This window comes from Streptomyces sp. NPDC014727 (assembly GCF_043083485.1).
Classification (GTDB): domain Bacteria; phylum Actinomycetota; class Actinomycetes; order Streptomycetales; family Streptomycetaceae; genus Streptomyces.
The window spans coordinates 172,728-195,411 of the sequence record NZ_JBIBYR010000010.1 but is presented as its reverse complement, the minus strand read 5'-3'; the positions used below and the strand labels follow the sequence as shown (position 1 = coordinate 195,411).

Sequence of the window (22,684 nt, the reverse complement as noted above, 5' to 3'; positions counted from 1 at the left end):
CGGCCGGGGCCGGGCCGCTACCGTCGGCACCGTGGCAATGTTCCGACTCCAAGGCAGCAGAACGCTCGCCGTCGACCTGACCGGCGACGCCGTCAAGGCGAAGAACGGTTCGATGGTCGCGTACGACGGCCGGATGACGTTCAAGAAGATGACCGGCGGCGGCGACGGCCTGCGCGGCATGGTGACCCGCCGGCTGACCGGCGAACAGATGTCCGTGATGGAGGTGAAGGGTCAGGGCACCTGCTACTTCGCCGACCGCGCGAGCGAGATCAGCCTCGTCTCGCTGCGCGGCGACAAGCTCTACGTCGAGGCGAGCAATCTGCTGTGCACCGAGGTCGGGCTGCGCACCGGCACCACCTTCACCGGCCTGCGCGGCGGAGCGACGGGCAACGGCCTGTTCACCACGACCGTCGAGGGCACCGGCCAGGTGGCGATCATGTCGGACGGCTCGGCGGTGGCACTGCGGGTCTCGGCCCAGTACCCGCTGTTCGTCGACCCCGGCGCCTACATCGCCCACCAGGGCAGCCTCCAGCAGCACTTCCAGTCGGGGGTGAACTTCCGGACGCTGATCGGCGAGGGCTCGGGAGAGTCCTTCCAGATCCGGTTCGAGGGCGAGGGTGTCGTCTACGTCCAGCCGAGCGAGCGGAACACCATCGGGGGCGATGTCTGATGCCGTTCCGTGAGATCAACTCGAAGATGGTCGAGGCGACCGTGCTTCCCGGCCAGAAGATGTACAGCCAGCGCGGAGCGATGCTGGCCTGTCGCGGCGAGGTCTCGTTCACGCCGAACATCCAGGGCGGCCAGGGCGGCGTGATGTCGATGATCGGCCGCCGGGTGGCCAACGAGGCGACCCCGCTGATGACGGTGGAGGGCAACGGCACGGTGATGTTCGGCCACGGCGGCCACCACATCCAGGTGATCAACCTGTCCGGCGACACCCTCTATGTGGAGGCCGACCGGCTGCTCGCCTTCGACGGAACACTCCGGCAGGGCACGATGTTCATGGGTTCGCAGGGCGGGGTGATGGGCATGGTGCGCGGCCAGGTGACCGGGCAGGGGCTGTTCACCACCACTCTCCAGGGTCATGGCGCGGTCGCCGTGATGGCACACGGCGGGGTGATCGAGCTGCCGATCACCCCGGGCCGCGAGGTGCACGTGGACCCGCAGGCGTATGTCGCGCACCACGGCGACGTGCGCAACAAGCTCTCCACCGCGCTCGGTTGGCGCGACATGGTGGGGCGCGGCTCCGGCGAGGCGTTCCAGCTGGAGCTGAGCGGCAATGGCGCGGTGTACGTCCAGGCCTCGGAGGAGAAGCTGTGAGCACGCCCGTGGTCTTCGACCCGATGACACTGCCGTCGGACGACAACGTCAACGCGTACACCTTCTGCGTGGAGCTCAAGGGGAGCCAGTGGTTCCTGCAGAAGGGCAAGATGATCGCCTACTACGGGCACATCGAGTTCGACGGCATCGGCCATGGCCGCTTCGAGCGGCTGCTCCGTACGAGCTTCCACTCGCCGCTGCACGCGAGCGACTGGGTGGTGGCCGAGGGCAGCGGCAAGATGCTGCTCGCGGACCGCGCCTTCGACGTGAACTCGTACGACCTGGACGACGGAAACCTGACGATCCGGTCCGGCAACCTGCTGGCGTACCAGCCGACGCTGGCTCTCAAGCAGTCGATCGTGCCGGGCTTTCTGACCCTGATCGGCACCGGGAAGTTCGTGGCGGCCTCCAACGGCCCGGTGGTCTTCATGGAGCCGCCGCTGCGGGTCGACCCGCAGGCCCTGGTGGGCTGGGCGGACTGCCCCTCGCCGTGCCACCACTACGACCACGGCTACATGACGGGCGTGCTGGGCGGGCTGCGGTCGATGACGGGGTTCGGCGGCACCTCCGGCGAGGAGCATCAGTTCGAGTTCGTCGGCGCGGGTACGGTGCTGCTCCAGTCGACCGAGGCGCTGATGCCCGAGCGGCCGGCGGGGGCGACACCGGCACAGGCCAGGGTGCCCGGCCTTCCGGGTCAACCTGGCTCCTCACACCGTCCGACCGGTCAGCTCGGGGACCTCCAGCGTCGCTTCGGTTGGTGAACGGTAGTCTGCGGAGTGTGACGTCGAACGTCTGCACCTCGCACCCGAGCCCGGCTCCGAGCGGGTGCCGGGCGTCACACTTCCCCACTTCGTCCGGCTTTCAACTTCTTAGGTAGAATCCATATATGGAGACCGAGACGGCCACCCGCTGGCTGAACGATGCGGAGCAGTGCGCCTGGCGCACCCACCTGGACGTCAGCAGGCTGCTGATGCACCAGCTGGAGAAGGATCTCCAGCCGTTCGGCCTGACCAACAACGACTACGAGATCCTGGTCAACCTCTCGGAGTCGGACGACCAGCGCATGCGGATGAGCGACCTCGCCGCCGCGACGCTGCAGTCCAAGAGCAGGCTCTCGCACCAGATCACCCGTATGGAGAACGCCGGCCTGGTCCGCAGGGAGAACTGCGAGTCCGACCGGCGCGGTCTGTACGCGGTCCTCACCGAGGACGGCGCCGAGACGATGCGGAAGGTGGCTCCGCACCACGTGGCGTCGGTACGCAAACACTTCATGGATCTCTTGACGCCGGAGTCGCTGGCGAACCTGCACGCGGCGCTGACACCGGTCGCCGATCATCTGCGGGGGCGACGCGGCAAGGTGTGACGCACGGCGGGACGGCGGTCTCGCACGGCTCGGAACGAGACGGCGACGAGGCGGCCCCGCACTGCCCGCAAGGTGACCCGCGGCGAAATGGCGGCCGTACGCCGCTCAGGACGTGAACCGCCGCGAGACGGCGTTCAGTCGGCGCTCGGCAGCCACAGCTCGAACCGTGCACCGCCTTCTCGCGCCGACTGCCCACGGGAGCCGGTCACTTCGAACCCACCGATTCGGGCACCGACACCGCCGCCGGAATCCGGTCGCCGGTGCGCTGGGAGTCGTCAGGGCGCGTACCCGGAGAGGACGGTGCCCTGGTCCATGCCCACGAACACCACGTCTCCCTTCACCAGAAGGGAGACGGCCCCGGGGTCGGCCTCGGGGGCGGGGTGTTCCGGCCAGCCGTCATATCGCTTGGTGTTGGCCGGGCCGCCCTGCCCCTCGGGGGCCAAGTCGTAGGACTCCAGATAGCCGTCGGGGGTGACGAGGCAGGCGCGGTCGCCGACGACGACCGGCGCGCCCGAGTGGTCGACCGCATCGGGTGTCGCCCAGATCTGCCGTCCGTCGGCGAGCCCGAACGCGTACACCCGGTGCCGGGTGCTCACCACGACCGTGCCGTCCCGGGTGACGGCGGGCCGGTAGGCGACGTCGAGACCATCGGCGATCGTCCGGCGGTCGTGCGGGGCCGTCACCTCGACGACCGTCAGCCCGTCCGGGCCCGAGCAGAGCAGCTCCGCCCCTTTCAGAACCGGCATGCGGCAGGTCACGTCGCCTGCCGCGACAGCCCCCAGCCCGGCGCCGTCCGCGCCCTTCAGGACGGTGATGCCGTCGCCGGCCACGACCAGCCGGCCGTCGGCGAAGACCAGTTCCGCTTCGCCGGCCGGGTCGTCCCACGGCTTCTCCCACAGCCGGGCGTGCTTGCCGGTGAGCCGATGGGCGATGATCCGGCCGCTACCGGTGCCCGCGGACTTCGCGGCGTAGTAGAGGACGCCGCCGGACTGGACGGAGTCGGCCACCCGTGCGTCGCCGGCCGACGAGTCCCGCCACTTCTCGGCGCCGTCGGCGAGGTCCAGCGCCACCAGGGCGCCGTCCTCGAAGGCGTACACGGTGCTGCCGATCACCGCGGCCACCGAGGCGGGCCCGCTGCCCGCCCTCCCGGGCCGGGTCTGCCAGCGCCGCTTGCCGTTCGCGGCGTGCAGCACGGTGATGCGCTCCGGGCCGCCGCAGACCAGGGAGGTGTCCGCGAGTACGCACCGCACCCGGCCGGCCGCGATCCTGACGTGCCAGGGCTGCCAGCCCGCGGGCCTGGTGGAGGCGTCGGCGGCGGCTGTCCCGAAATCGCCGGTGTGACCCGCGTCCGCGCCGGGAACGACAGCGGGCCCCGCCGCGGTCCGCGCCGCCTCGGAGGCGGAGACGGTCGGCCGCGCGCCTGAACCGTCGGTTCCGCCCGCGCCGTCGCCGCCACCGCCGCCGAAGAGACCCGGCAGCAGTACCGTCCCCAGCACCGCGCACACCGCCGTGGCCGCTGCCGCGAGCCCGATCCACAGCCCCCTGTTCCCCCGTCCGTCACCCGGTACCGCCGCGGGCACGACGGGCGTCGGTGCCAGCGCGGGCCCGACGGGGTCCGGGGAGTGGAACGGCACCGCCGGTGCGGCGGCCGACGGCGAGTCCGCCTCCGCGCAGGCACGGGCCCCGGCCGCGTGCGCGGCGAGCTGACCCCGTACCGCTTCCGTCCAGGGGAACGTTCCGGCCACCGGGCCGCCCGGCTGCTCCTGCGGCAGCAGCAGGCCGACGAGCTGCCGAGGGGTCGGCCTGGCCTCGGCGTCCGTACGCAGGCATGCCTCGATCACCGCTCGCAACCGCGGTGGCACGCCGGACAGTTCGGATTCTCCTCGGGAGATCCGGAAGATCACGGCCGCCATGTCGAAGTCGTCGAAGGGCCCCCGGCCGGTCGCCGCGAAGGCGAGCACCGCGCCGAGGCAGAACACGTCGGAGGCCGGTACGAGCGCGCGTGAGCCGTTGACATGCTCGGGTGAGATGTAGCCGGGGCTGCCCACCACGACACCCGTCCGGGTCAGCTGGGTGGCGTCGAAGGCCTGGGCGATCCCGAAGTCGATCACCTTCGGACCGTCGGCGCCGAGCAGCACGTTCCCCGGCTTGAGGTCGCGGTGCAGGACGCGTACGGCGTGCATGTCGGCGAGCGCGCGGGAGAGACCCGCGCCCACCTCGCGCACCAGCTGCTCGGGCAGCGGTCCGCCACGGGTCACCGCCTCGGCGAGCGAGGGGCCCGGGACGTACTCCGTCGCCAGCCAGGGCAGCCGGCCGCTCGCGTCGCCGCCGACGAGAGCCGCGGTGTGCGGACTGCGGACGGCGCCCGCCGCGTCGATCTCGCGGCGGAAGCGGATCCGGAAGCCGTCGTCCAGATCGAGATCCGGGCGTACGGTCTTCAGCGCGACCAGCCCGCCGAGCGGGTCCCGCGCACCGGCCGGCCGGGCCAGGTACACCTCGCCCATGCCGCCCGCGCCCAGCAGACCGAGAAGCTGGTACGGGCCGATCAGCCGGGCCCGGCCGGGTGGAAGCGGCTCGATCACCGCGCGGCTCCTGCGCAGATCGTCGGACGGTTCACTCGGGCAGCGGTACGGAGACGGTGGTCCCGTCGTCGTACACGACATGGACGACGCCGCCGACCGGCAGCACCTGTGGGTCGAGCAGTTCCCGCTCCAGGTCGACGCCCTCGGTGACGGAGTCGTACGTCGGTGTCCGGCTCGGGCCGGGGGCGCCCGGAATCCGGGTCCGCGCCGGGGACCCCAGCGTGCCGTCCCGGCGGATCGGGACCGTGTACAAGGCCGTGCTGTCGGCCCAGACCAGCGTGTTCTCGACGATCAACGGGTCGGACACCGGGTTGCTCATGCCTCGCGCCTGTTTCCCGCCGAGCGGGAACCTGCCGAGGGTCCGGCCCCCGTCACGGCTCACGACGACGAGCTCGTCGGGCACCCCTTCGCCACTCCTGCGGAATGTGATCACCCGGTCGTCGAGCGCGGTGAGCGTCGCCTCGGCGACGAGCGCGGGGTCCACCGGGACCCGGCCCAGCGTCTTGAGGGTTCCCGCCGAGAACCGCAGCAGGTGCATGTCGTCGCCGGAGCCCGAAGGATCGTCGCTGGAGACGTACGTCGCGCAGAAGGCGGATCCGTCACGTACCCGCAGGCCCCCGCAGCCCGTGTTGCGCTCGACAGCCTCCTGCACGGCCTCGCCGCCGGCGGTGCCCAGCAGCGTGCCGTCCTTCGGCCGGAACGCCTTCGGCGCGTCCTCACCGACCGCGTACACCACCTCGCCATCGGTGGCGACCGGCCAGAAGTTGCCCTGCTGGGCGTGGGAGACGGCCTGAGGGGCCAGCGGCTTGCGCCATTTCTCGGCGCCGGTCCTCAGGTCGTACGCGGCGAGGGCCGCACCCTCGGGCGTCGGTGTGGTGGAGGCGAAGACCATGTCGCCGACGACGAGTGGCGCGCTGTCCAGGTCGTGCGCCCCGCCGGACCGGGCTGTCCAGCGGACCGTCCCGGTACGGGCGTCCAGCGACTGCAGCCGGTCGCCCGCGGCGAGCAGGACGGTGTCGTCGTACACCGTGGGGCGGGTGGACCCGGCCGGCATGAAGAACTGGCCCCGGGGCCCCCAGCCCGCCGAGCGGGTGGTCTCCCCCGCGTCCAGCGTCCACAGCCGGTGACCGTCCGCCGCCGACAGCGCCTCGTACGTGCCGTCCGTCTTCCGGCAGACCACGACGTCGCGACCCGCGGAGCAGCCGACCGGGGATCCGCTGAACCTGCCCTTCCACGGCTTCGACCACCCCGTCGGGCGGACACCTCGGCCGTAGGGGACCGTGCCCGAGCCGTCCGGGCCGCCGTTCTCGTCCACGCCCGCCACGATCCGGGCGGGCGTGGACGAACCGCCTCGGGGGGAAGCCGCGTCGGGGGCGCGGTGGTCGTTGCGCCAGGCCAGAATGCCCCCGGTGGCCGCCCCCAGCAGGATCAGCGCGGCGAGGGCCGCCCCCAGGGCGCGCCGGGAGCGGCGCGGGGGCCGGGTGAGGCCGGGGCCCCGGGTGGGGGCGATGTGCAGGCCCGGAGTGAAGTCGGTGCCCTGAGTGGGCAGTTGATGGGGCTCGACGTGACGCCCGGCGGCCACCTCGGTCGGTGTGTAGCCCGGCAGCAGCGGGCCGTCCAGCGCGACGACCCGGTCCAGTTCGCGCTCGTGCTCGGCGATGTGCCGCGCCACCTCCTTCGGCCACCGCCCGGCCGCGCCGGGGGCGAGCCGCCGGGCGAGTTCCGCGGCGGTGGGGCGGGCGGCGGGGTCGGCGGTCAGACACTCCGCCAGCACGGCACGCAGCGCCTCGGGCACCCCGTCCAGATCGGCCTCGACGTACTTGACCCGGTAGAGCACGGCCGCCACCGGGCCGTCCCCGAAGGGGTCGCGTCCGGTGACGGCGTAGCAGAGCACGGAGGCGAGAGAGAACACGTCGGACGCGGGGACGACGCGTCCGCTGCCCGCCACGTGCTCCGGGGACATGAAGGCCGGGCTGCCGACCATGCGGCCGGTGGTGGTGAGCGGGGTGGCACCGGCGTCGCGGGCGATCCCGAAGTCGATGAGGCGCGGCCCGTCCGCGGCGAGCATCACGTTGCCGGGCTTCACATCGCGGTGGACGATCCCGGCCGCGTGGACGGCCGTCAGCGCGCGGGCGAGTCCGGCGCCGAGCATCCGCACCTCGGCCTCGTCCATCGCGCCCGCCCCGCGCACGGCGGCGGACAGGGTCGGTCCGGCCACGTATCCGGTGGCGAGCCAGGGCACCTCGGCGTCCGCGTCCCCGTCGAGCAGCGGGGCCAGATGGGGGCCGTCGACGGACCGGGCGACGGTGATCTCGCGGCGGAAGCGGTCGCGGAAGCCGGGGTCCTTGGCCACGTCACGGCGGACCGTCTTGACGGCGACCGCGTCGCCGCCGCCCTCCGGGGAGCCGAGGAAGACCTCCCCCATGCCGCCCGCGCCGAGCCGGGCCCGTATCGCGTAGGGCCCGATCCGTCCGGGCGAGTCCTCCCGCAGCGGACCCAGCATGCGCCACTCCCCCCGTCGGTACGCACGGAACGCTGACACCCCGCGCGCGCATCCGGCCGCAATCCTGCCACGGACACGTCATGAGCCGCAGCGCCGGACATGACGGAACGCGCACGCCGGGACCACACCTGCCGATACGTCGGTGACGGCGGGCGGGGAGGAGTGACGCTCTGGTTCCGCGGCACCGGGCGCATGCGTCCGGGCGGTCCGGGAGCCGGCCCGCACGCCGCCCCCGAAACCGCCCGGTCGGCGCCGTCAGGCCTCGGTGAGCCCCGCGACCAGTTCGTCCGCCGCCGCGTACGGGTCGAGGCTCCCCGCCACGATGCGTTCGGCGAGCGCGCCGATGTGGCGGTCGCCGTGCAGATCACCGATCCGCTCGCGCAGACGGGTGACGGCGATCGTCTCGACCTCGCGGGCCGCACGCGCCGTGCGCCGCTCGGCGAGCACCCCGTGCTCCTCCATCCACGCCCGGTGCTTCTCCAGGGCCTCGACGACCTCGTCGATGCCCTCGCCCCGGGCGGCGACCGTCTTCACGATCGGCGGCCGCCAGTCGCCGGGCCCCCGGGACTCACCGAGGCCCAGCATGTGGTTGAGCTCGCGCGCGGTGGCGTCCGCGCCGTCCCGGTCGGCCTTGTTGACGACGTACACGTCGCCGATCTCCAGGATTCCGGCCTTCGCCGCCTGGATGCCGTCACCCATGCCGGGCGCCAGCAGGACGACGGAGGTGTCGGCCTGCGAGGCGATCTCCACCTCCGACTGACCGACACCGACCGTCTCCACCAGGATGACCTCGCAGCCCGCCGCGTCCAGTACCCGGATCGCCTGCGGTGCCGACCAGGCCAGGCCGCCCAGATGCCCGCGCGTCGCCATCGAGCGGATGTAGACGCCGGGGTCGGAGGCGTGCTCCGACATCCGGACCCGGTCACCGAGGAGCGCCCCGCCGGAGAACGGGGAGGACGGGTCGACGGCCAGGACGCCGACCCGCTTGCCCGCCCTCCGGTAGGCGGAGACCAGAGCCGACGTCGATGTCGACTTGCCGACACCGGGTGAACCGGTGAGGCCGACGACATAGGCGTTGCCCGTCAGCGGCGCCAGGGCCGCCATCACCTCGCGCAGCTGCGGCGACGCCCCCTCCACCAGGGAGATGAGCCGGGCCACGGCCCGCGGCCTGCCCGCACGGGCCTGCTCGACCAGGGTGGGGACGTCCACCATCACCGCTCCGTTCGCTCGCTGCGTGTTCCACGTGCACTACGTACTACGTACGGCCTGCCGCCGCCGTTCCTGCCTACTTGGGGACGCGGATGATCAGTGCGTCGCCCTGCCCGCCGCCGCCGCACAGCGCCGCCGCACCGGTGCCGCCGCCACGCCGCTTCAGCTCCAGCGCCAGGTGCAGCACCACCCGGGCACCGGACATGCCGATCGGGTGACCCAGCGCGATGGCACCACCGTTGACGTTCACCTTGTCCGGGGTGACGCCGAGGTCCTTCATCGACTGGACGGCGACCGCCGCGAACGCCTCGTTGATCTCGATGAGGTCGAGGTCCGCCACCTCCAGCCCGTCCTTCTTCAGGGCGTGCTCGATGGCGTTGGACGGCTGCGACTGGAGCGAGTTGTCCGGGCCCGCCACATTGCCGTGGGCGCCGATCTCGGCGATCCACTCCAGGCCCAGTTCCTCGGCCTTGGCCTTGCTCATGACGACGACCGCGGCGGCTCCGTCCGAGATCTGCGAGGAGGTGCCCGCGGTGATCGTGCCGTCCTTGGTGAAGGCCGGGCGCAGCTTGCCGAGGGACTCCGCGGTCGTCTCCGGGCGGATGCCCTCGTCCTTGGAGAAGAGGACCGGGTCGCCCTTGCGCTGCGGGATCTCGACCGGGGTGATCTCGGCCTCGAAGAGCCCGTTCTTCTGGGCGGCGGCGGCGCGCTGGTGGGAGAGGGCGCCGATCTCGTCCTGATCGGCGCGGGACAGGCCCAGGCGGGTGTTGTGCTTCTCGGTGGACTCGCCCATCGGGATGTTCTCGTAGGCGTCGGTCAGACCGTCGTACGCCATGGAGTCGAGCATCTCGATCGCGCCGTACTTGTAGCCCTCGCGGGACTTCGGGAGCAGGTGCGGGGCGTTCGTCATGGACTCCTGGCCGCCGGCGACGACGACGTCGAACTCACCCGCACGGATCAACTGGTCGGCGAGCGCGATCGCGTCGAGCCCGGACAGACACACCTTGTTGACGGTGAGCGCGGGGACGTTCATCGGAATGCCCGCCTTGACCGCGGCCTGGCGGGCCGGGATCTGGCCCGCGCCGGCCTGCAGCACCTGGCCCATGATCACGTACTCGACCTGGTCGCCGCCGATACCGGCCCGGTCCAGCGCGGCCTTGATGGCGATACCGCCGAGGTCGGCCCCGGAGAAGCTCTTCAGCGAGCCGAGGAGGCGGCCCATGGGCGTACGCGCGCCCGCGACGATCACTGAGGTGGTACCTGTCGTTCCTGACATGAGGGGCAGCCCCTTGGGATGAGGAGTGAACGAGGGTTTACATGAATGTACTGAGCGGTACCTCACCCGTCATCCGGCAGCGGGTGTGATCGCGCGCACGTTGCGTAACCATCGGCTGAGCGCTGCACTGGTTGCATGCTGACGCGAATCGACCACATCGGGATCGCCTGTTACGACCTCGACGCGACCGTCGAGTTCTACCGCTCGACCTACGGGTTCGAGGTGTTCCATTCCGAGATCAACGAGGAGCAGGGCGTGCGGGAGGCCATGCTCAAGATCAACGATACGTCCGACGGCGGCGCTTCCTACCTCCAGCTCCTGGAGCCGACGCGGGAGGACTCGGCCGTGGGCAAGTGGCTGACGAAGAACGGGGAGGGCGTCCATCACATCGCCTTCGGCACCGCGGACGTCGACGCCGACGCGGCGGACATCCGGGAGAAGGGGGTCAGGGTGCTCTACGACGAGCCCCGGACCGGGTCCATGGGGTCACGCATCACCTTTCTGCACCCCAAGGACTGCCACGGCGTCCTCACCGAACTGGTCACGTCCGCAGCTGAGCACTGACCTCCGGATACCCGGCCCGGTAGAGTGGGCCGTTCCGGGCCGGGGCCGGGTCGGGGCCGCGCCGCGTCCCCAGCCGTTGATCTGTCACCATTCCCCGGGGGACCGTTCGTCGGCGAACGGTACTCGTTGGAGAGTTGCGACCAGGGTTGGGGTCTCCCCTGCTCGAACGAAGTTGAGAGCTCGGGGAAGGATGGGACCGCGCAGTGCGGGGCTACGAACGCCAGGAGAGCCACCGAGCTGGCGACGACCATCTCTCGCGGTTCGAGGCCGAGATGGACCGGCTGAAGACCGACCGGGAGAAGGCCGTCCAGCACGCCGAGGACCTCGGTTACCAGGTCGAGGTCTTGCGCGCCAAGCTGCACGAGGCTCGGCGCAATCTCGCGACCCGTCCCGCCTACGACAGCGCGGACATCGGCTACCAGGCCGAACAGCTGCTCCGTAATGCCCAGATCCAGGCCGAGCAGTTGCGGACCGACGCCGAGCGGGAGCTCCGCGACGCCCGTGCGCAGACGCAGCGGATCCTGCAGGAGCACGCCGAGCACCAGGCGCGGCTCCAGGCCGAGCTGCACAACGAGGCCGTGCAGCGGCGCCAGCAGCTCGACCAGGAGCTGGCCGAGCGCCGCCAGACCGTCGAGTCCCACGTCAACGAGAACGTCGCCTGGGCCGAGCAGCTCAGGGCCCGGACGGAGTCCCAGGCGCGCCGGCTGCTGGAGGAGTCCAGGGCCGAGGCCGAACAGTCCCTGGCGGCCGCCCGCGCCGAGGCGGGCCGGCTGGCCGAGGAGACCCGGCAGCGGCTCGGTTCCGAGGCGGAGTCGGCCCGTGCCGAGGCCGAGTCGATCCTGCTGCGGGCCCGCAAGGACGCCGAGCGGCTGCTGAGCGCCGCCTCCAGCCAGGCCCAGGAGGCCACCAGCCACGCCGAGCGGCTGCGTTCGTCGACGACGGCCGAGACCGAGCAGACCCGGCAGCAGACCGCCGAGTTGAACCGGGCCGCCGAGCAGCGCATGCAGGAGGCCGAGACCCGGCTGCGGGAGGCCCGGCTGGAGGCCGAGAAGGTCACCGCCGAGGCGAAGGAGGCGGCCGTCAAGCGGCTGGCCGCCGCCGAGTCGCAGAACGAGCAGCGCACCCGTACCGCCAAGTCGGAGATCGCCCGGCTGGTCGGCGAGGCCACCAAGGACACCGAGAACCTCAAGGCGGAGGCCGAGCAGGCGCTCGCCGATGCCCGCGCCGAGGCGGACCGGCTGAAGTCCGAGGCGGCCGAGAAGGCCCGCACGGCTGCCGCCGAGGACGCCGCGGCCCAGCTCGCCAAGGCCGCCAGGGCCGCCGAGGAGGTGCTGACCAAGGCGTCCGAGGACGCGAAGTCCACCACCCGCGCGGCGAGCGAGGAGGCCGACCGGATCCGCCGTGAGGCGGAGGCCGAGGCGGACCGGCTGCGCGGCGAGGCCGCCGAGCAGGCCGATCAGCTCAAGGGCGCGGCCAAGGACGACACCAAGGAGTACCGGGCCAAGACGGTCGAGCTGCAGGAGGAGGCGCGCAGGCTGCGCGGCGAGGCCGAGCAGCTGCGCTCCGAGGCCGTCGCCGAGGGCGAGCGGATCCGCGGCGAGGCCCGTCGCGAGGCCGTGCAGCAGATCGAGGAGGGCGCGAAGTCCGCCGAGGAGCTGCTGTCCAAGGCGAAGACGGACGCGGAGGAGCTGCGCGGCGCCGCGTCCACCGAGAGCGAGCGGGTCCGTAACGAGGCGGCCGAGCGGGCGGGCGCGCTGCGCAAGCAGGCCGAGGAGGCGCTGGAACGCGCACGCGCCGAGGCCGAGCAGCTGCGCAGCGAGTCCGAGGAGCAGGCCCGGTCCACCACCGCCGGGGCCGAACAGGCCGCGCAGGAGCTGCGCGAGGAGACCGAGCGTGCGGTCGCGGCCCGGAAGGCGGAGGCGGCCGAGGAGCTGGCCCGGCTGCACTCCGAGGCCGAGACCAGGGTCACCACCGCCGAGCAGACGCTCACCGACGCGCGCGCCGAGGCGGAGCGCATCCGGCGTGAGACGAACGAGGAGTCCGAGCGGCTGCGCGCGGAGGCCGCAGAGCGGCTGCGGGCGCTGCGGGAGCAGGCCGAGACCGAGGCGGAGCGGCTGCGCGACGAGGCCGCGGCGGACGCGTCGCGATCGCGGGCGGAGGGCGAGTCGACCGCCGTGCGGCTGCGCGGCGAGGCGGCCGCCGAGGCGGAACGGCTCAAGTCCGAGGCGCAGGAGAGCGCCGACCGGGTGCGGTCCGAGGCCGCCGCGGCCGCGGAGCGCGTGGGCGCGGAGGCCGCCGAGGCACTGGCCGCCGCTCAGGAGGAGGCCAACCGCCGCCGCCGGGAGGCCGAGGAGACCCTCGACGGAGCACGCACCGAGGCGAACCAGGAGCGCGAGCGCGCCCGCGAACAGAGCGAGGAGCTCCTCGCCTCCGCCCGCAAGCGGGTCGAGGAGGCGCAGGCCGAGGCGCAGCGCCTGGTCGAGGAGGCGGACAGCCGGGCGACGGAGCTGGTCTCCACGGCCGAGCAGACCGCCCAGCAGGTACGGGATTCGGTCAGCGGGCTGCAGGAGCAGGCCGAGGAGGAGATCGCCGGGCTGCGCTCCACCGCCGAGCACGTCGCGGAGCGGACGAAGTCCGAGGCGCAGGAGGAGGCGGACCGGGTCCGCGCCGACGCGCACGCGGAGCGGGAGCGGGCCGGCGAGGACGCGGCCCGGGTCCGCCGGGAGGCGCAGGAGGAGTCCGAGGCCGCGAAGGCGATGGCCGAGCGGACCGTCGCCGAGGCGATCAGCGAGTCGGAGCGGCTGCGCGCGGACACCGCGGAGTACAGCCAGCGGATGCGCACCGAGGCGTCCGACGCACTGGCCTCGGCCGAGCAGGACGCGGCGCGCAGCCGGGCCGAGGCCCGCGAGGACGCCAACCGGATGCGTTCCGACGCGGCGGCCCAGGCCGACCGGCTGGTGGGCGAGGCGACGAGCGAGGCCGAGCGGATCCGTACGGAGTCGACGCAGCAGGCCGGCCGGCTCGTCGAGGAGGCGACGCAGCAGGCGGCCCGGGTGGCGGACGAGGCCGCGGACGAGGCCGAGCGGATGCGCGCGGAGGCGGCGGCCACCGTCGCTTCGGCGCAGGAGCACGCGGCCCGTACCCGCGAGGAGTCGGAACGGGTGCGTGCCGAGGCGGAGGCGGCGGCCGAGCAGATGCGGGCCGAGGCCCGTCAGGAGGCGGACCGGCTGCTGGACGAGGCGCGGGAGGCCGCGGCGAAGCGCCGTGCCGATGCGGCCGAGCAGGCCGACCAGCTCGTCAACAAGGCCCAGGAGGAGGCGCTGCGCGCTGCCACCGAGGCCGAGGAGCAGGCCGACACGATGGTCGGCGCGGCCCGCAAGGAGGCCGTGCGGATCACCTCGGAGGCGACCGTCGAGGGCAACTCCCTGGTGGAGCGCGCCCGTACGGACGCGGACGAGCTGTTGGTCGGCGCGCGCCGGGACTCCACGGCCATCCGGGAACGGGCCGAGGAGCTCAGGACCCGGATCGAGGGCGAGATCGAGGAGCTGCACGACCGGGCCCGGCGGGAGACCTCCGAGCAGATGAAGACGGCGGGCGAGCGCGTCGACAACCTGATGAAGGCGGCGACGGAGCAGCGCGACGAGGCGGCGGCCAAGGCCAAGGAGCTGCTGGCGGAAGCGAATTCGGAGGCGAGCAAGGTCCGGATCGCGGCGGTGAAGCGGGCCGAGTCGCTGCTGAAGGAGGCCGAGCAGAAGAAGGCCACGCTGGTCCGCGAGGCCGAGAAGCTGCGGGCCGACGCCGAGGCGGAGGCGAAGCGCATGGTCGACGAGGGCAAGCGCGAGCTCGATCTGCTGGTGCGTCGGCGCGAGGACATCAACACCGAGATCTCCCGAGTCCAGGACGTACTGGAGGCGTTGGAGTCGTTCGAGACGCCGACGGGCGGCAAGGGCTCGGGCAGCGGCGCCGCAGGCGGCGTCAAAGCCGGGGCCGCGGCCGGTACTCGTTCGAGTGGCAAGTCGTCAGAGGGGTAGCCGTCCTGTCATCTCCCGTGCTTCGTCAAGGACGTTCAACCCTCAAAGTGGCAAGAGTTGCGGGGGTCAGCCACTCAAAAGGGGTGTCATTCTCCAGATCAAACGGGCATCCACTCGATGACACGCCGTCCGGGCCCCTAGGATTCCCCCTAACACCTCACCGGTCTCATTCGACAGGAACCTCATGAGCGACCCTTCCTCCCCCTTCGGCTTCGAGCTCGTGCGACGTGGATACGACCGCGGTCAGGTGGATGACCGCATTACCAAGCTCGTCGCCGATCGTGATAGTGCTCTCGCCCGCATCACGTCTCTGGAAAAGCGCATCGAGGAGCTCCACCTCGAGACGCAGAACGCCCAGGCGCAGGTGAACGACGCGGAGCCGTCGTACGCCGGCCTCGGCGCACGCGTGGAGAAGATTCTCCGCCTGGCCGAGGAGGAGGCGAAGGACCTGCGCGAGGAGGCCCGTCGCGCCGCCGAGCAGCACCGTGAGCTCGCCGAGTCGGCCGCCCAGCAGGTGCGCAACGACGCCGAGTCGTTCGCAGCCGAGCGCAAGGCGAAGGCCGAGGACGAGGGCGTGCGCATCGTCGAGAAGGCCAAGGGTGAGGCCGGCGCGCTGCGTACGGAGGCCCAGAAGGACGCCGCGCAGAAGCGCGAGGAGGCGGACGCCCTCTTCGAGGAGACCCGTGCCAAGGCCGCTCAGGCCGCCGCGGACTTCGAGACCAACCTGGCCAAGCGCCGCGACCAGTCGGAGCGCGACCTCGCGTCCCGTCAGGCCAAGGCCGAGAAGCGCCTCGCCGAGATCGAGCACCGCGCCGAGCAGCTCCGCCTGGAGGCCGAGAAGCTCCGTACGGACGCCGAGCGCCGGGCCCGTCAGACGGTGGAGACCGCGCAGCGCCAGTCCGAGGACATCGTGGCGGACGCGAACGCGAAGGCCGACCGGATCCGCAGCGAGTCGGAGCGCGAGCTGGCGGCGCTCACCAACCGCCGCGACTCGATCAACGCCCAGCTGACCAACGTCCGCGAGATGCTGGCGACGCTGACCGGTGCGGCGGTGGCCGCCGCCGGCGCCCCGGCCGACGACGAGCCGGCCACCCGCGGCGTCCCGGCTCAGCAGACCCGCTGAGCTACCCGGCACGGACTCGCTGACCACTCAGCAGTCCGGCCGACTCCGCAGTACCGCACTGGTACTCCTTGCGCGCCCGGTTCCGCCCTTGTGGTGGCGCCGGGCGCGCGGCCGTTCTAGCGTGAACGCATGATCGAGCTCGATGGTCTCACCAAGCGCTTCGGCAACAAGGTCGCCGTCGACCGGCTCTCGTGCCGGGTCGGGCCAGGAATGGTGACGGGCTTTCTGGGCCCCAACGGGGCGGGCAAATCCACGACGATGCGGATGATGCTCGATCTCGACAACCCGACCAGTGGTTCGGTGCGCATCGACGGCAAGCACTACCGCGACCTGACGGAACCCCTCAAGTACATCGGTGCGCTGCTGGACGCCAAGTCGATGCACGGCGGGCGCAGCGCGTACAACAATCTGCTCTGCCTCGCGCAGAGCAACCGCATCCCGGAGAGCCGGGTCGCGGAGGTGCTGGACACCGTGGGTCTGAGCGCGGTGGCGAAGAAGAAGTCCAAGGGCTTCTCCCTCGGCATGGGCCAGCGGCTCGGCATCGCGGCGGCGCTGCTCGGCGACCCTCAGGTGCTGCTCTTCGACGAGCCCGTCAACGGCCTCGACCCCGAGGGCATCCACTGGATCCGCAATCTGATGAAGGCGCTCGCCGCGGAGGGCCGGACGATCTTCGTCTCCTCGCATCTGATGAGCGAAATGGCACTCACCGCGGACCACTTGATCGTGATCGGCCAGGGACGGCTGCTCGCCGACACCTCGATGGCCGATTTCATCCACCAGAACTCGCGCAGTTACGTACGGCTGCGCTCCCCGCAGCAGGAGCGGCTGCGCGATGTGCTGCACGAGGAGGGCATGGTCGTGGTCGAGACGGGCGGCGGCACGTTGGAGATCGACGGCGCCACCACCGAGGCGCTGGGCGAGCTCGCCGCCCGGCATCAGATCGTGCTCCACGAGCTGAGCTCCCAGCGGGCGTCGCTGGAGGAAGCGTTCATGCAGATGACGGCGGATTCCGTGGAGTACCACGCGCACTCGGACCTCGGCGAGGCACCGCCCGTGGGCCCGCACTGGGGCGATCAGTACGACCGGCGGACACCCATCGGGGGTGCCGGGCACGTCGCGCCGGGCTCACGCGGCACCTCCGACATCTCCGGCATCTCCGGCACCGGCAAGGGGGTGTGACGACGATGGCATCGGTACCCGCGGTCCTCACCTCCGAATGGACCAAGATCCGCACGGTCTCCTCGACCGTCTGGACCCTGATCTCCGCGTTCGTCGTCACCGTCGCGATGAGTGCGGCGCTCTGTGCCCTGATGAACGCACAGTTCAAGGACCTTCCCCCGATGGAGAGGGCCACCTTCGACCCGACGCTCATCAGCTCCTCCGGGATGGTCCTCGGCCAGCTGGCCATGGTCGTCTTCGGCGTGCTGGTGGTCGGTACGGAGTACAGCTCGGGCATGATCCGTACCTCGCTGGCCGCCGTGCCCCAACGCGGGTCGTTCCTCTTCAGCAAGGTCGCCGTGGCCGGGGTGCTGGCCCTGGTGGTCGGCATCGTCACCAGCTTCGTCTCGTTCTTTCTCGGGCAGGCGCTCCTCGGCGATCACCGCACGGACATCGGTGCGGAACACGTGTTGCGCGCGGTCGTCGGCGGTGGCCTCTACATGGGCCTGATCGGGATCTTCTCCATGGGCGTGGCGACGATGCTCCGCAGCTCCATGCTGTCGCTCGGCATTCTGATGCCGTTCTTCTTCCTGGTCTCCCAGATCCTGTCGGCGGTACCGGGCGCGAAGAAGGTCGCCCGCTACTTCCCCGACCAGGCCGGGTCCAAGATCATGCAGGTGGTGCCCGACGCCATGAACAGCAATCCGGCCCCGTACGGACCGTGGGGCGGGTTCGGCATTCTGCTCGCCTGGGTGGCGGCCGCACTGGTCGGCGGCTACCTCGTGCTGAAGACGCGGGACGCGTGAGGGGTGCGGGCGGGACGCGCCGCCGGTGAGCGCCCCGCACGCCCCGGCCGGAAGCGTCCCGTCCGCTCCGACGCGGAGCGATGCGCTCCTGTAACGACTTGGCCGGAACCGTCAAGGCCTGGATATCCTCCTAACTCTTACGGGGGGCATGCGGCCGGACGGCCTCGGCCCCGACGACGGACAAGAGTCGATGGGGCTGAAGCATGATCGAGGCAGTCGGCCTGACCAAGCGCTATGGCGCGAAGACGGCCGTGTACAACCTTTCCTTCCAGGTGCGGCCGGGTGCCGTCACCGGATTCCTCGGTCCCAACGGGTCGGGCAAGTCCACCACCATGCGCATGATGCTGGGCCTGGACCAACCGACGGCCGGCCACGTCACGATCGGTGGCCATCCCTTCCGCAGTCTGCCGAACGCCCCGCGCCAGGTGGGTGCGCTGCTGGACGCGAAGGCGGTGCACGGCGGCCGCAGCGCCCGTAACCACCTCCTCTCGCTCGCCCAGCTCGCCGGCATCCCGGCCGCACGGGTCGACGAGGTGCTCGGTGTCGTCGGTCTGCACGAGGTCGCGCGGAAGCGCTCCAAGGGCTTCTCGCTCGGCATGGGCCAGCGGCTCGGCATCGCGGCGGCGCTGCTCGGCGACCCGCAGGTGCTGCTCTTCGACGAGCCCGTCAACGGCCTCGACCCCGAGGGCATCCTCTGGGTCCGCAACCTGATGAAGACGCTGGCGTCCGAGGGCCGTACGGTCTTCGTCTCCAGCCATCTGATGAGCGAGATGGCGCTCACCGCCGACCATCTGATCGTGATCGGCCGCGGACAGCTGCTCGCCGACATGAGCGTCAAGGACTTCATTTCCGCCAATTCCGCGGACTTCGCCCGGGTGCGGGTCGCGGACGGTGTTCCGGAGCAGCGGGAGAAGCTGACCGCCTCGCTCACCGAGGCGGGTGGCCAGGTCATGCCGGAGCCGGACGGGGCGCTGCGGATCACGGGGCTCGCCCTGCCGCGGATCAGCGATCTGGCCCACGAGTCGGACGTCCGGCTGTGGGAGCTCTCGCCGCACCAGGCCTCGCTGGAGGAGGCGTACATGCGGATGACGCAGGGGGCTGTGGACTACCGCTCGACGGAGGACCAGAAGGCCGGGCTGCAGCAGCCGGTGCACGGCGGCTACGGACCGCAGCCCGGTTACGGGGCGCCGGCCCAGCAGCCGGTCCCGGAGATGCCGCAGCAGGGCTGGTACGCCCCGCCGCCGCCCGGACAGAACCCGTACGCGGGGGCCCCGGCGGCGCCCGTCGCCCCGACCCCGTCCGAGACCGCCCCTGCCTCCCCCGAGGCCGCCGCGGCCCCGGCAGACCTGACCAAGAGCGAGACCAGCGAGGACGCCCGATGACCACACCGCCGACCCCGCGGGCGCCGTACCAGCAGCCCCCCGCCCCGCAGCAGAACACGCACGGGCTCTACGCGTCCCCGATCCCGGTGCGCGCCGCCACCCTCGGCGACGCGCTCGCCTCCGAGTGGACCAAGATCCGTTCCGTGCGCTCGACGATGTGGACGCTCGGCGTCCTGGTCGTGCTGCTCCTCGGTTTCGGCATCATGGCGTCGGTCCTGCTGAGCATGACCGACGCGGTCATCGGCGATGTCCCGGAGCTCAGTTTCGGCTTCTTCGGCGTGCTCCTGGGCTCGATCTGTGTGATCACGCTCGGCGTGCTGACCATCGCCTCGGAGTACAGCACGGGCCTGATCCGCACGACGCTGACGGCCTGCCCCAGCCGGAGCCGGGTGCTCACCGCCAAGGCGATCGTCTTCTTCCTGCTCACCTTCACCATCACGACCGTGGTGACCGCCGTGGTCGGTGCGGTACAGGTGGCCATGCTGGACGGCAAGGAGCCCAGCGGCGACGACTGGCTGCGCGCCACGGTCGGTGTCGGCCTCTACATCGCGCTGCTGGGCCTGCTCTCGCTGGCGATCGGTGCGCTCATCCGGCATTCCGCGGGCGCGATCACGATCATGATCGGGGTGGTGCTGCTGCCGCTCGTGCTGGCCATGTTCATGTTCTCGGACTCGCTGGCCGATCTGCGCCAGGCACTCTTCGAGTACTCGATCCCCAGCCAGCTCAGCGCCTTCTACGACACTTCGGTCACCGGGTCGGGGCCGTCCGGCTGGGACCCGCTGTGGATCATGCTCGGCCTGACGGCCGTGGCCATGGTCGCCGCCTACGCGACGCTGGACCAGCGCGACGTGTGACCGGTCGCCGGTCGGCCGGGCCGGCCACCGGACCTCAGTAGCGAGGCGCGTTCCTGGACCGCTGCACCTGTGTGGTGCGGCGGTCCTTCGCGTTCCAGCAGGCCTTGTGCCAGTGCCTGCGGTCGTCGATCCCGCCGTACTCGGACCAGGCCACCAGATGCGGGACGCCGGACGGGATCTCCTGGTCGCAGCCGGGACAGCGATAGCGCTTTCCGGCCGTGCTCGCGCCACTCACCGGGCGGACCGACCACTCCTCGCCCTGCCACTCCTCCGTCCGCCCGCCTCCCCCGTACCGGGCGCCCGGCTCCACTGCGCTGTCGTGGGGACTCTCGCCGCCTCGGGGGCGGTTGCGGCGCGGGGACACGTGACACCTCACACGGGGCGGGCTGGGCAGTTCCCGTCCAGCGTAGGGCCATTTGGCCGATGCGGGCGTCCCGTTCCGTCCGGGGCGGCTTCCCGACGGGAGTGGGTTACCGGAAAATCGCAACAACCTGCCACCGGACCGTGCCTTTGGCACGTGTCAGCCGTTGTTGCCAGTAGGGAGAGCCGCGTCGGCCGTAAGGAGGCAATTGGCCATGCGTGTGGGAACGTTCGTACTGGCAGCCCAGTTTCCGGGGCAGGGACCGGGAGAAGCGCTGCATCGCGCGATCCGGTCCACCGAGGTCGCGGAGGAATCCGGCCTCGACTCGGTCTGGCTGGCAGAACATCATTTCGTGCCGTACGGGGTCTGTCCGTCCGCCGTCACACTGGCCGCGCTGCTGCTCGGCCGCACCCGGAGGATCCGGGTGGGCACGGCGGTGAGCGTGCTGCCGACCCAGCACCCGGTCGCGCTGGGCGAACAGGCCGCGCTGCTCCATCTCACCAGCGGCGGCAGATTCACGCTCGGCGTCGGACGGGGCGGCCCCTGGGTGGACCTGGAGGTGTTCGGAGGAGGCCTGGAGGCGTACGAGAAGGGCTTCCCGGAGGCCCTGGAGCTGTTGCTGGACTGGCTGAGCGAAGCACGGGTCGCGGGCAACGGCGAGCGCTACGGCTTCCGCGAGGTGGCGGTGGTCCCCCGGGCCGACGAACTGCTCGATCGGGACGGCGGCGAAAGCCCCGGCGGCCCCGAGGTCGTCGTCGCGTGCACCTCCCCGAAGACGGTACGGCTCGCCGCGGAGAACGGTCTGCCGATGCTGCTCGGGATGCACTGCGGTGACGAGGAGAAGGCCGAGATGGTCGCTCTGTGGCGCTCCGCGGCTCTCGCCGCGGGCCGTTCGCCCGAGAGCGTCCGCGAGGCCGGACATGTGTCCGCGGGGGTGGCCCAGATCGCCGACCGTTCCGAGGACGCCGTGGAGACGCTCGTGAAGGCGATGCCCGGCTGGCTGCGGCAGGGTCTGGACGCCCATGTGACGGTCGACGGCCGGCACCGGGTGATGCGGGACCCGGTCGCCTATACGGAGTTGCTCTGCGGCCTTCATCCGGTGGGCCCGCCCCGGCTGGCGGCCGACCGGCTCGCCGCCACGGCCGAGCGGACGGGCATCACCCGCTTCGCGCTCCTGACGGAGGGTTCGGGAGATCTGGCGGCCACGGAGGAGAACGTAGCGCGGCTGGGCACCGAAGTACTGCCACTGCTCACATGAGAACTCGTCAGGGGTACGGGGGGGGGCTGCCGCCCCGGAGCCGCTCGCACCTCCGACGGCCCAAAACAGCGGCAGAAGCGTTCAGCGCGTGTCCGGCGGCTCACGGCCGGGGGCGCGACGCCCGGCACGGCATCTCGCGGCGCTGCCGGAACATCCGAACGGCACCCTGCCCGAACTCACGACCTCGTTCGAGCAGGGGTGGGTCCGTCCGGGACGTTCCGGCATCGCGCGGGGCATCGCGCGGGACGCCGCGCCCTGTCCGACCCTGATCCGCCGGACAGGCGCGGGAACGCCCCCTAGGACGACACGGCCTAGCAGTCCCGAAGTTCGGGCGACTGGTTGAGCAACTGGCCCCTCACCGAGGTGAAACGGGCCAGACGCTCGTCGACCGAGGCGTCCAGCGGGAACACCGCGACGCGGTGGCAGTTCTGGAATGCCAGGCGCACCCCGAAGTGCCGCTGCAGCGCGCCGCGTATCGCATCACTCGCGAGCGCGCGCAGCAGCTGACCACGTGCCTGCTCGTCCGGCGGCGGCGTCTGGTTGTCGGCGAACTCTCCGCCGTCGACCTTCAGCTGAGCCACCAGAGAGCTGATCATCTCCCATGCGTAGGGCAGGGAGGTCCGGACGCAGTCGACGAAGTCGGCTTCGTCGACCTCGCCTCGCTCGGCCTGTTCCAACAGCGCCGGTGAGACGTCGAGCGACATGGGTTCTCCTCTCGCGACCCCGACGGTGGGCCGGGGCCTTACGGGCAGGGAAGGAGGACGGCGACGCAGCGTGCACGCACGGCGACCTCCCGCTTACACGGTAAGGGCGCAGTCCTGGCCGCACCAGGAGATTGGGAACACAACCGGCCAATAACGAAGGGGAGCAAAGAGGGGCAAGCCCGGAACGCCC

The 22,684-nt window shown here is 71.8% G+C and carries 18 protein-coding genes; 12 read left to right on the top strand and 6 right to left on the bottom strand.

The window, feature by feature from the left end:
• The first annotated feature begins 37 nt into the window (after window positions 1-37).
• From ACF1B9_RS18270 to ACF1B9_RS18255, 4 genes are all read left to right on the top strand, one after another.
• Entirely contained in the window at window positions 38-670 is a 633-nt protein-coding gene (locus tag ACF1B9_RS18270; RefSeq protein ID WP_391741914.1) for an AIM24 family protein, read from the top strand.
• Complete coding sequence (locus ACF1B9_RS18265; RefSeq protein WP_391741860.1) at window positions 670-1,320, top strand: AIM24 family protein; 651 nt, start codon at window positions 670-672, stop codon at window positions 1,318-1,320. Before ACF1B9_RS18270 ends, ACF1B9_RS18265 begins: the two co-directional genes overlap by 1 nt.
• Window positions 1,317-2,081, top strand: a complete 765-nt coding sequence (locus ACF1B9_RS18260; protein WP_391741859.1) for an AIM24 family protein — start codon at window positions 1,317-1,319, stop codon at window positions 2,079-2,081. Before ACF1B9_RS18265 ends, ACF1B9_RS18260 begins: the two co-directional genes overlap by 4 nt.
• 125 nt (window positions 2,082-2,206) lie before the next feature.
• Window positions 2,207-2,683, top strand: a complete 477-nt coding sequence (locus ACF1B9_RS18255) for a MarR family transcriptional regulator (RefSeq protein ID WP_351084943.1) — start codon at window positions 2,207-2,209, stop codon at window positions 2,681-2,683.
• 275 nt (window positions 2,684-2,958) lie between these two features.
• Here the strand turns inward: ACF1B9_RS18255 and ACF1B9_RS18250 are convergent, their stop codons facing one another.
• From ACF1B9_RS18250 to ACF1B9_RS18235, 4 genes are all read right to left on the bottom strand, one after another.
• On the bottom strand, window positions 2,959-5,265 hold the full coding sequence (locus ACF1B9_RS18250; protein ID WP_391741858.1) for a protein kinase: 2,307 nt from the start codon (window positions 5,263-5,265) through the stop codon (window positions 2,959-2,961).
• A 31-nt stretch (window positions 5,266-5,296) separates the two neighbouring features.
• Entirely contained in the window at window positions 5,297-7,768 is a 2,472-nt protein-coding gene (locus ACF1B9_RS18245; RefSeq protein ID WP_391741857.1) for a protein kinase, read from the bottom strand.
• A gap of 255 nt (window positions 7,769-8,023) precedes the next feature.
• Window positions 8,024-8,980: a methylmalonyl Co-A mutase-associated GTPase MeaB gene (meaB, locus tag ACF1B9_RS18240; protein WP_376213694.1), complete on the bottom strand. Its 957-nt coding sequence runs from the start codon at window positions 8,978-8,980 to the stop codon at window positions 8,024-8,026.
• A 73-nt stretch (window positions 8,981-9,053) separates the two neighbouring features.
• Window positions 9,054-10,253, bottom strand: coding sequence for an acetyl-CoA C-acetyltransferase (locus tag ACF1B9_RS18235; protein ID WP_391741856.1), 1,200 nt, complete (start codon window positions 10,251-10,253; stop codon window positions 9,054-9,056).
• Window positions 10,254-10,388: 135 nt separating this feature from the next.
• Between ACF1B9_RS18235 and mce the strand changes: the two genes are divergently transcribed.
• The 7 genes from mce to ACF1B9_RS18200 all read left to right on the top strand — a co-directional run bounded on the left by mce (window position 10,389) and on the right by ACF1B9_RS18200 (window position 20,171).
• Window positions 10,389-10,817, top strand: a complete 429-nt coding sequence (gene mce, locus ACF1B9_RS18230) for a methylmalonyl-CoA epimerase (RefSeq protein WP_391741855.1) — start codon at window positions 10,389-10,391, stop codon at window positions 10,815-10,817.
• 203 nt (window positions 10,818-11,020) lie between these two features.
• Complete coding sequence (gene scy / locus ACF1B9_RS18225; protein WP_391741854.1) at window positions 11,021-14,848, top strand: polarized growth protein Scy; 3,828 nt, start codon at window positions 11,021-11,023, stop codon at window positions 14,846-14,848.
• Between the two features lie 184 nt (window positions 14,849-15,032).
• Window positions 15,033-15,971, top strand: a complete 939-nt coding sequence (locus ACF1B9_RS18220) for a cellulose-binding protein (protein ID WP_391741853.1) — start codon at window positions 15,033-15,035, stop codon at window positions 15,969-15,971.
• Window positions 15,972-16,100: 129 nt separating this feature from the next.
• Complete coding sequence (locus tag ACF1B9_RS18215) at window positions 16,101-17,150, top strand: ABC transporter ATP-binding protein (RefSeq protein ID WP_391741852.1); 1,050 nt, start codon at window positions 16,101-16,103, stop codon at window positions 17,148-17,150.
• Between the two features lie 5 nt (window positions 17,151-17,155).
• Window positions 17,156-17,935 carry an ABC transporter permease subunit gene (locus tag ACF1B9_RS18210; RefSeq protein ID WP_391741851.1) on the top strand — a complete coding sequence of 260 codons (780 nt, stop codon included), beginning with the start codon at window positions 17,156-17,158 and terminating at the stop codon, window positions 17,933-17,935.
• A gap of 203 nt (window positions 17,936-18,138) precedes the next feature.
• Window positions 18,139-19,317 (top strand): ABC transporter ATP-binding protein, encoded by a 1,179-nt coding sequence (locus ACF1B9_RS18205; RefSeq protein WP_391741849.1) that lies wholly within the window; start codon window positions 18,139-18,141, stop codon window positions 19,315-19,317.
• Window positions 19,314-20,171, top strand: coding sequence for an ABC transporter permease subunit (locus tag ACF1B9_RS18200; protein WP_391741847.1), 858 nt, complete (start codon window positions 19,314-19,316; stop codon window positions 20,169-20,171). The genes ACF1B9_RS18205 and ACF1B9_RS18200 overlap by 4 nt, the downstream gene beginning before the upstream one ends.
• 34 nt (window positions 20,172-20,205) lie before the next feature.
• Here ACF1B9_RS18200 and ACF1B9_RS18195 read toward each other — a convergent pair whose 3' ends face one another.
• The gene (locus ACF1B9_RS18195; RefSeq protein ID WP_391741846.1) at window positions 20,206-20,535 is read right to left on the bottom strand and encodes an ATP/GTP-binding protein; all 330 of its coding nucleotides are present in this window, start codon (window positions 20,533-20,535) and stop codon (window positions 20,206-20,208) included.
• A gap of 211 nt (window positions 20,536-20,746) precedes the next feature.
• Between ACF1B9_RS18195 and ACF1B9_RS18190 the strand changes: the two genes are divergently transcribed.
• Window positions 20,747-21,790 carry an LLM class flavin-dependent oxidoreductase gene (locus tag ACF1B9_RS18190; protein ID WP_391741844.1) on the top strand — a complete coding sequence of 348 codons (1,044 nt, stop codon included), beginning with the start codon at window positions 20,747-20,749 and terminating at the stop codon, window positions 21,788-21,790.
• A gap of 311 nt (window positions 21,791-22,101) precedes the next feature.
• Here the strand turns inward: ACF1B9_RS18190 and ACF1B9_RS18185 are convergent, their stop codons facing one another.
• Window positions 22,102-22,494 (bottom strand): SCO5389 family protein, encoded by a 393-nt coding sequence (locus ACF1B9_RS18185; protein ID WP_030971516.1) that lies wholly within the window; start codon window positions 22,492-22,494, stop codon window positions 22,102-22,104.
• Between the last annotated feature and the right edge of the window lie 190 nt (window positions 22,495-22,684).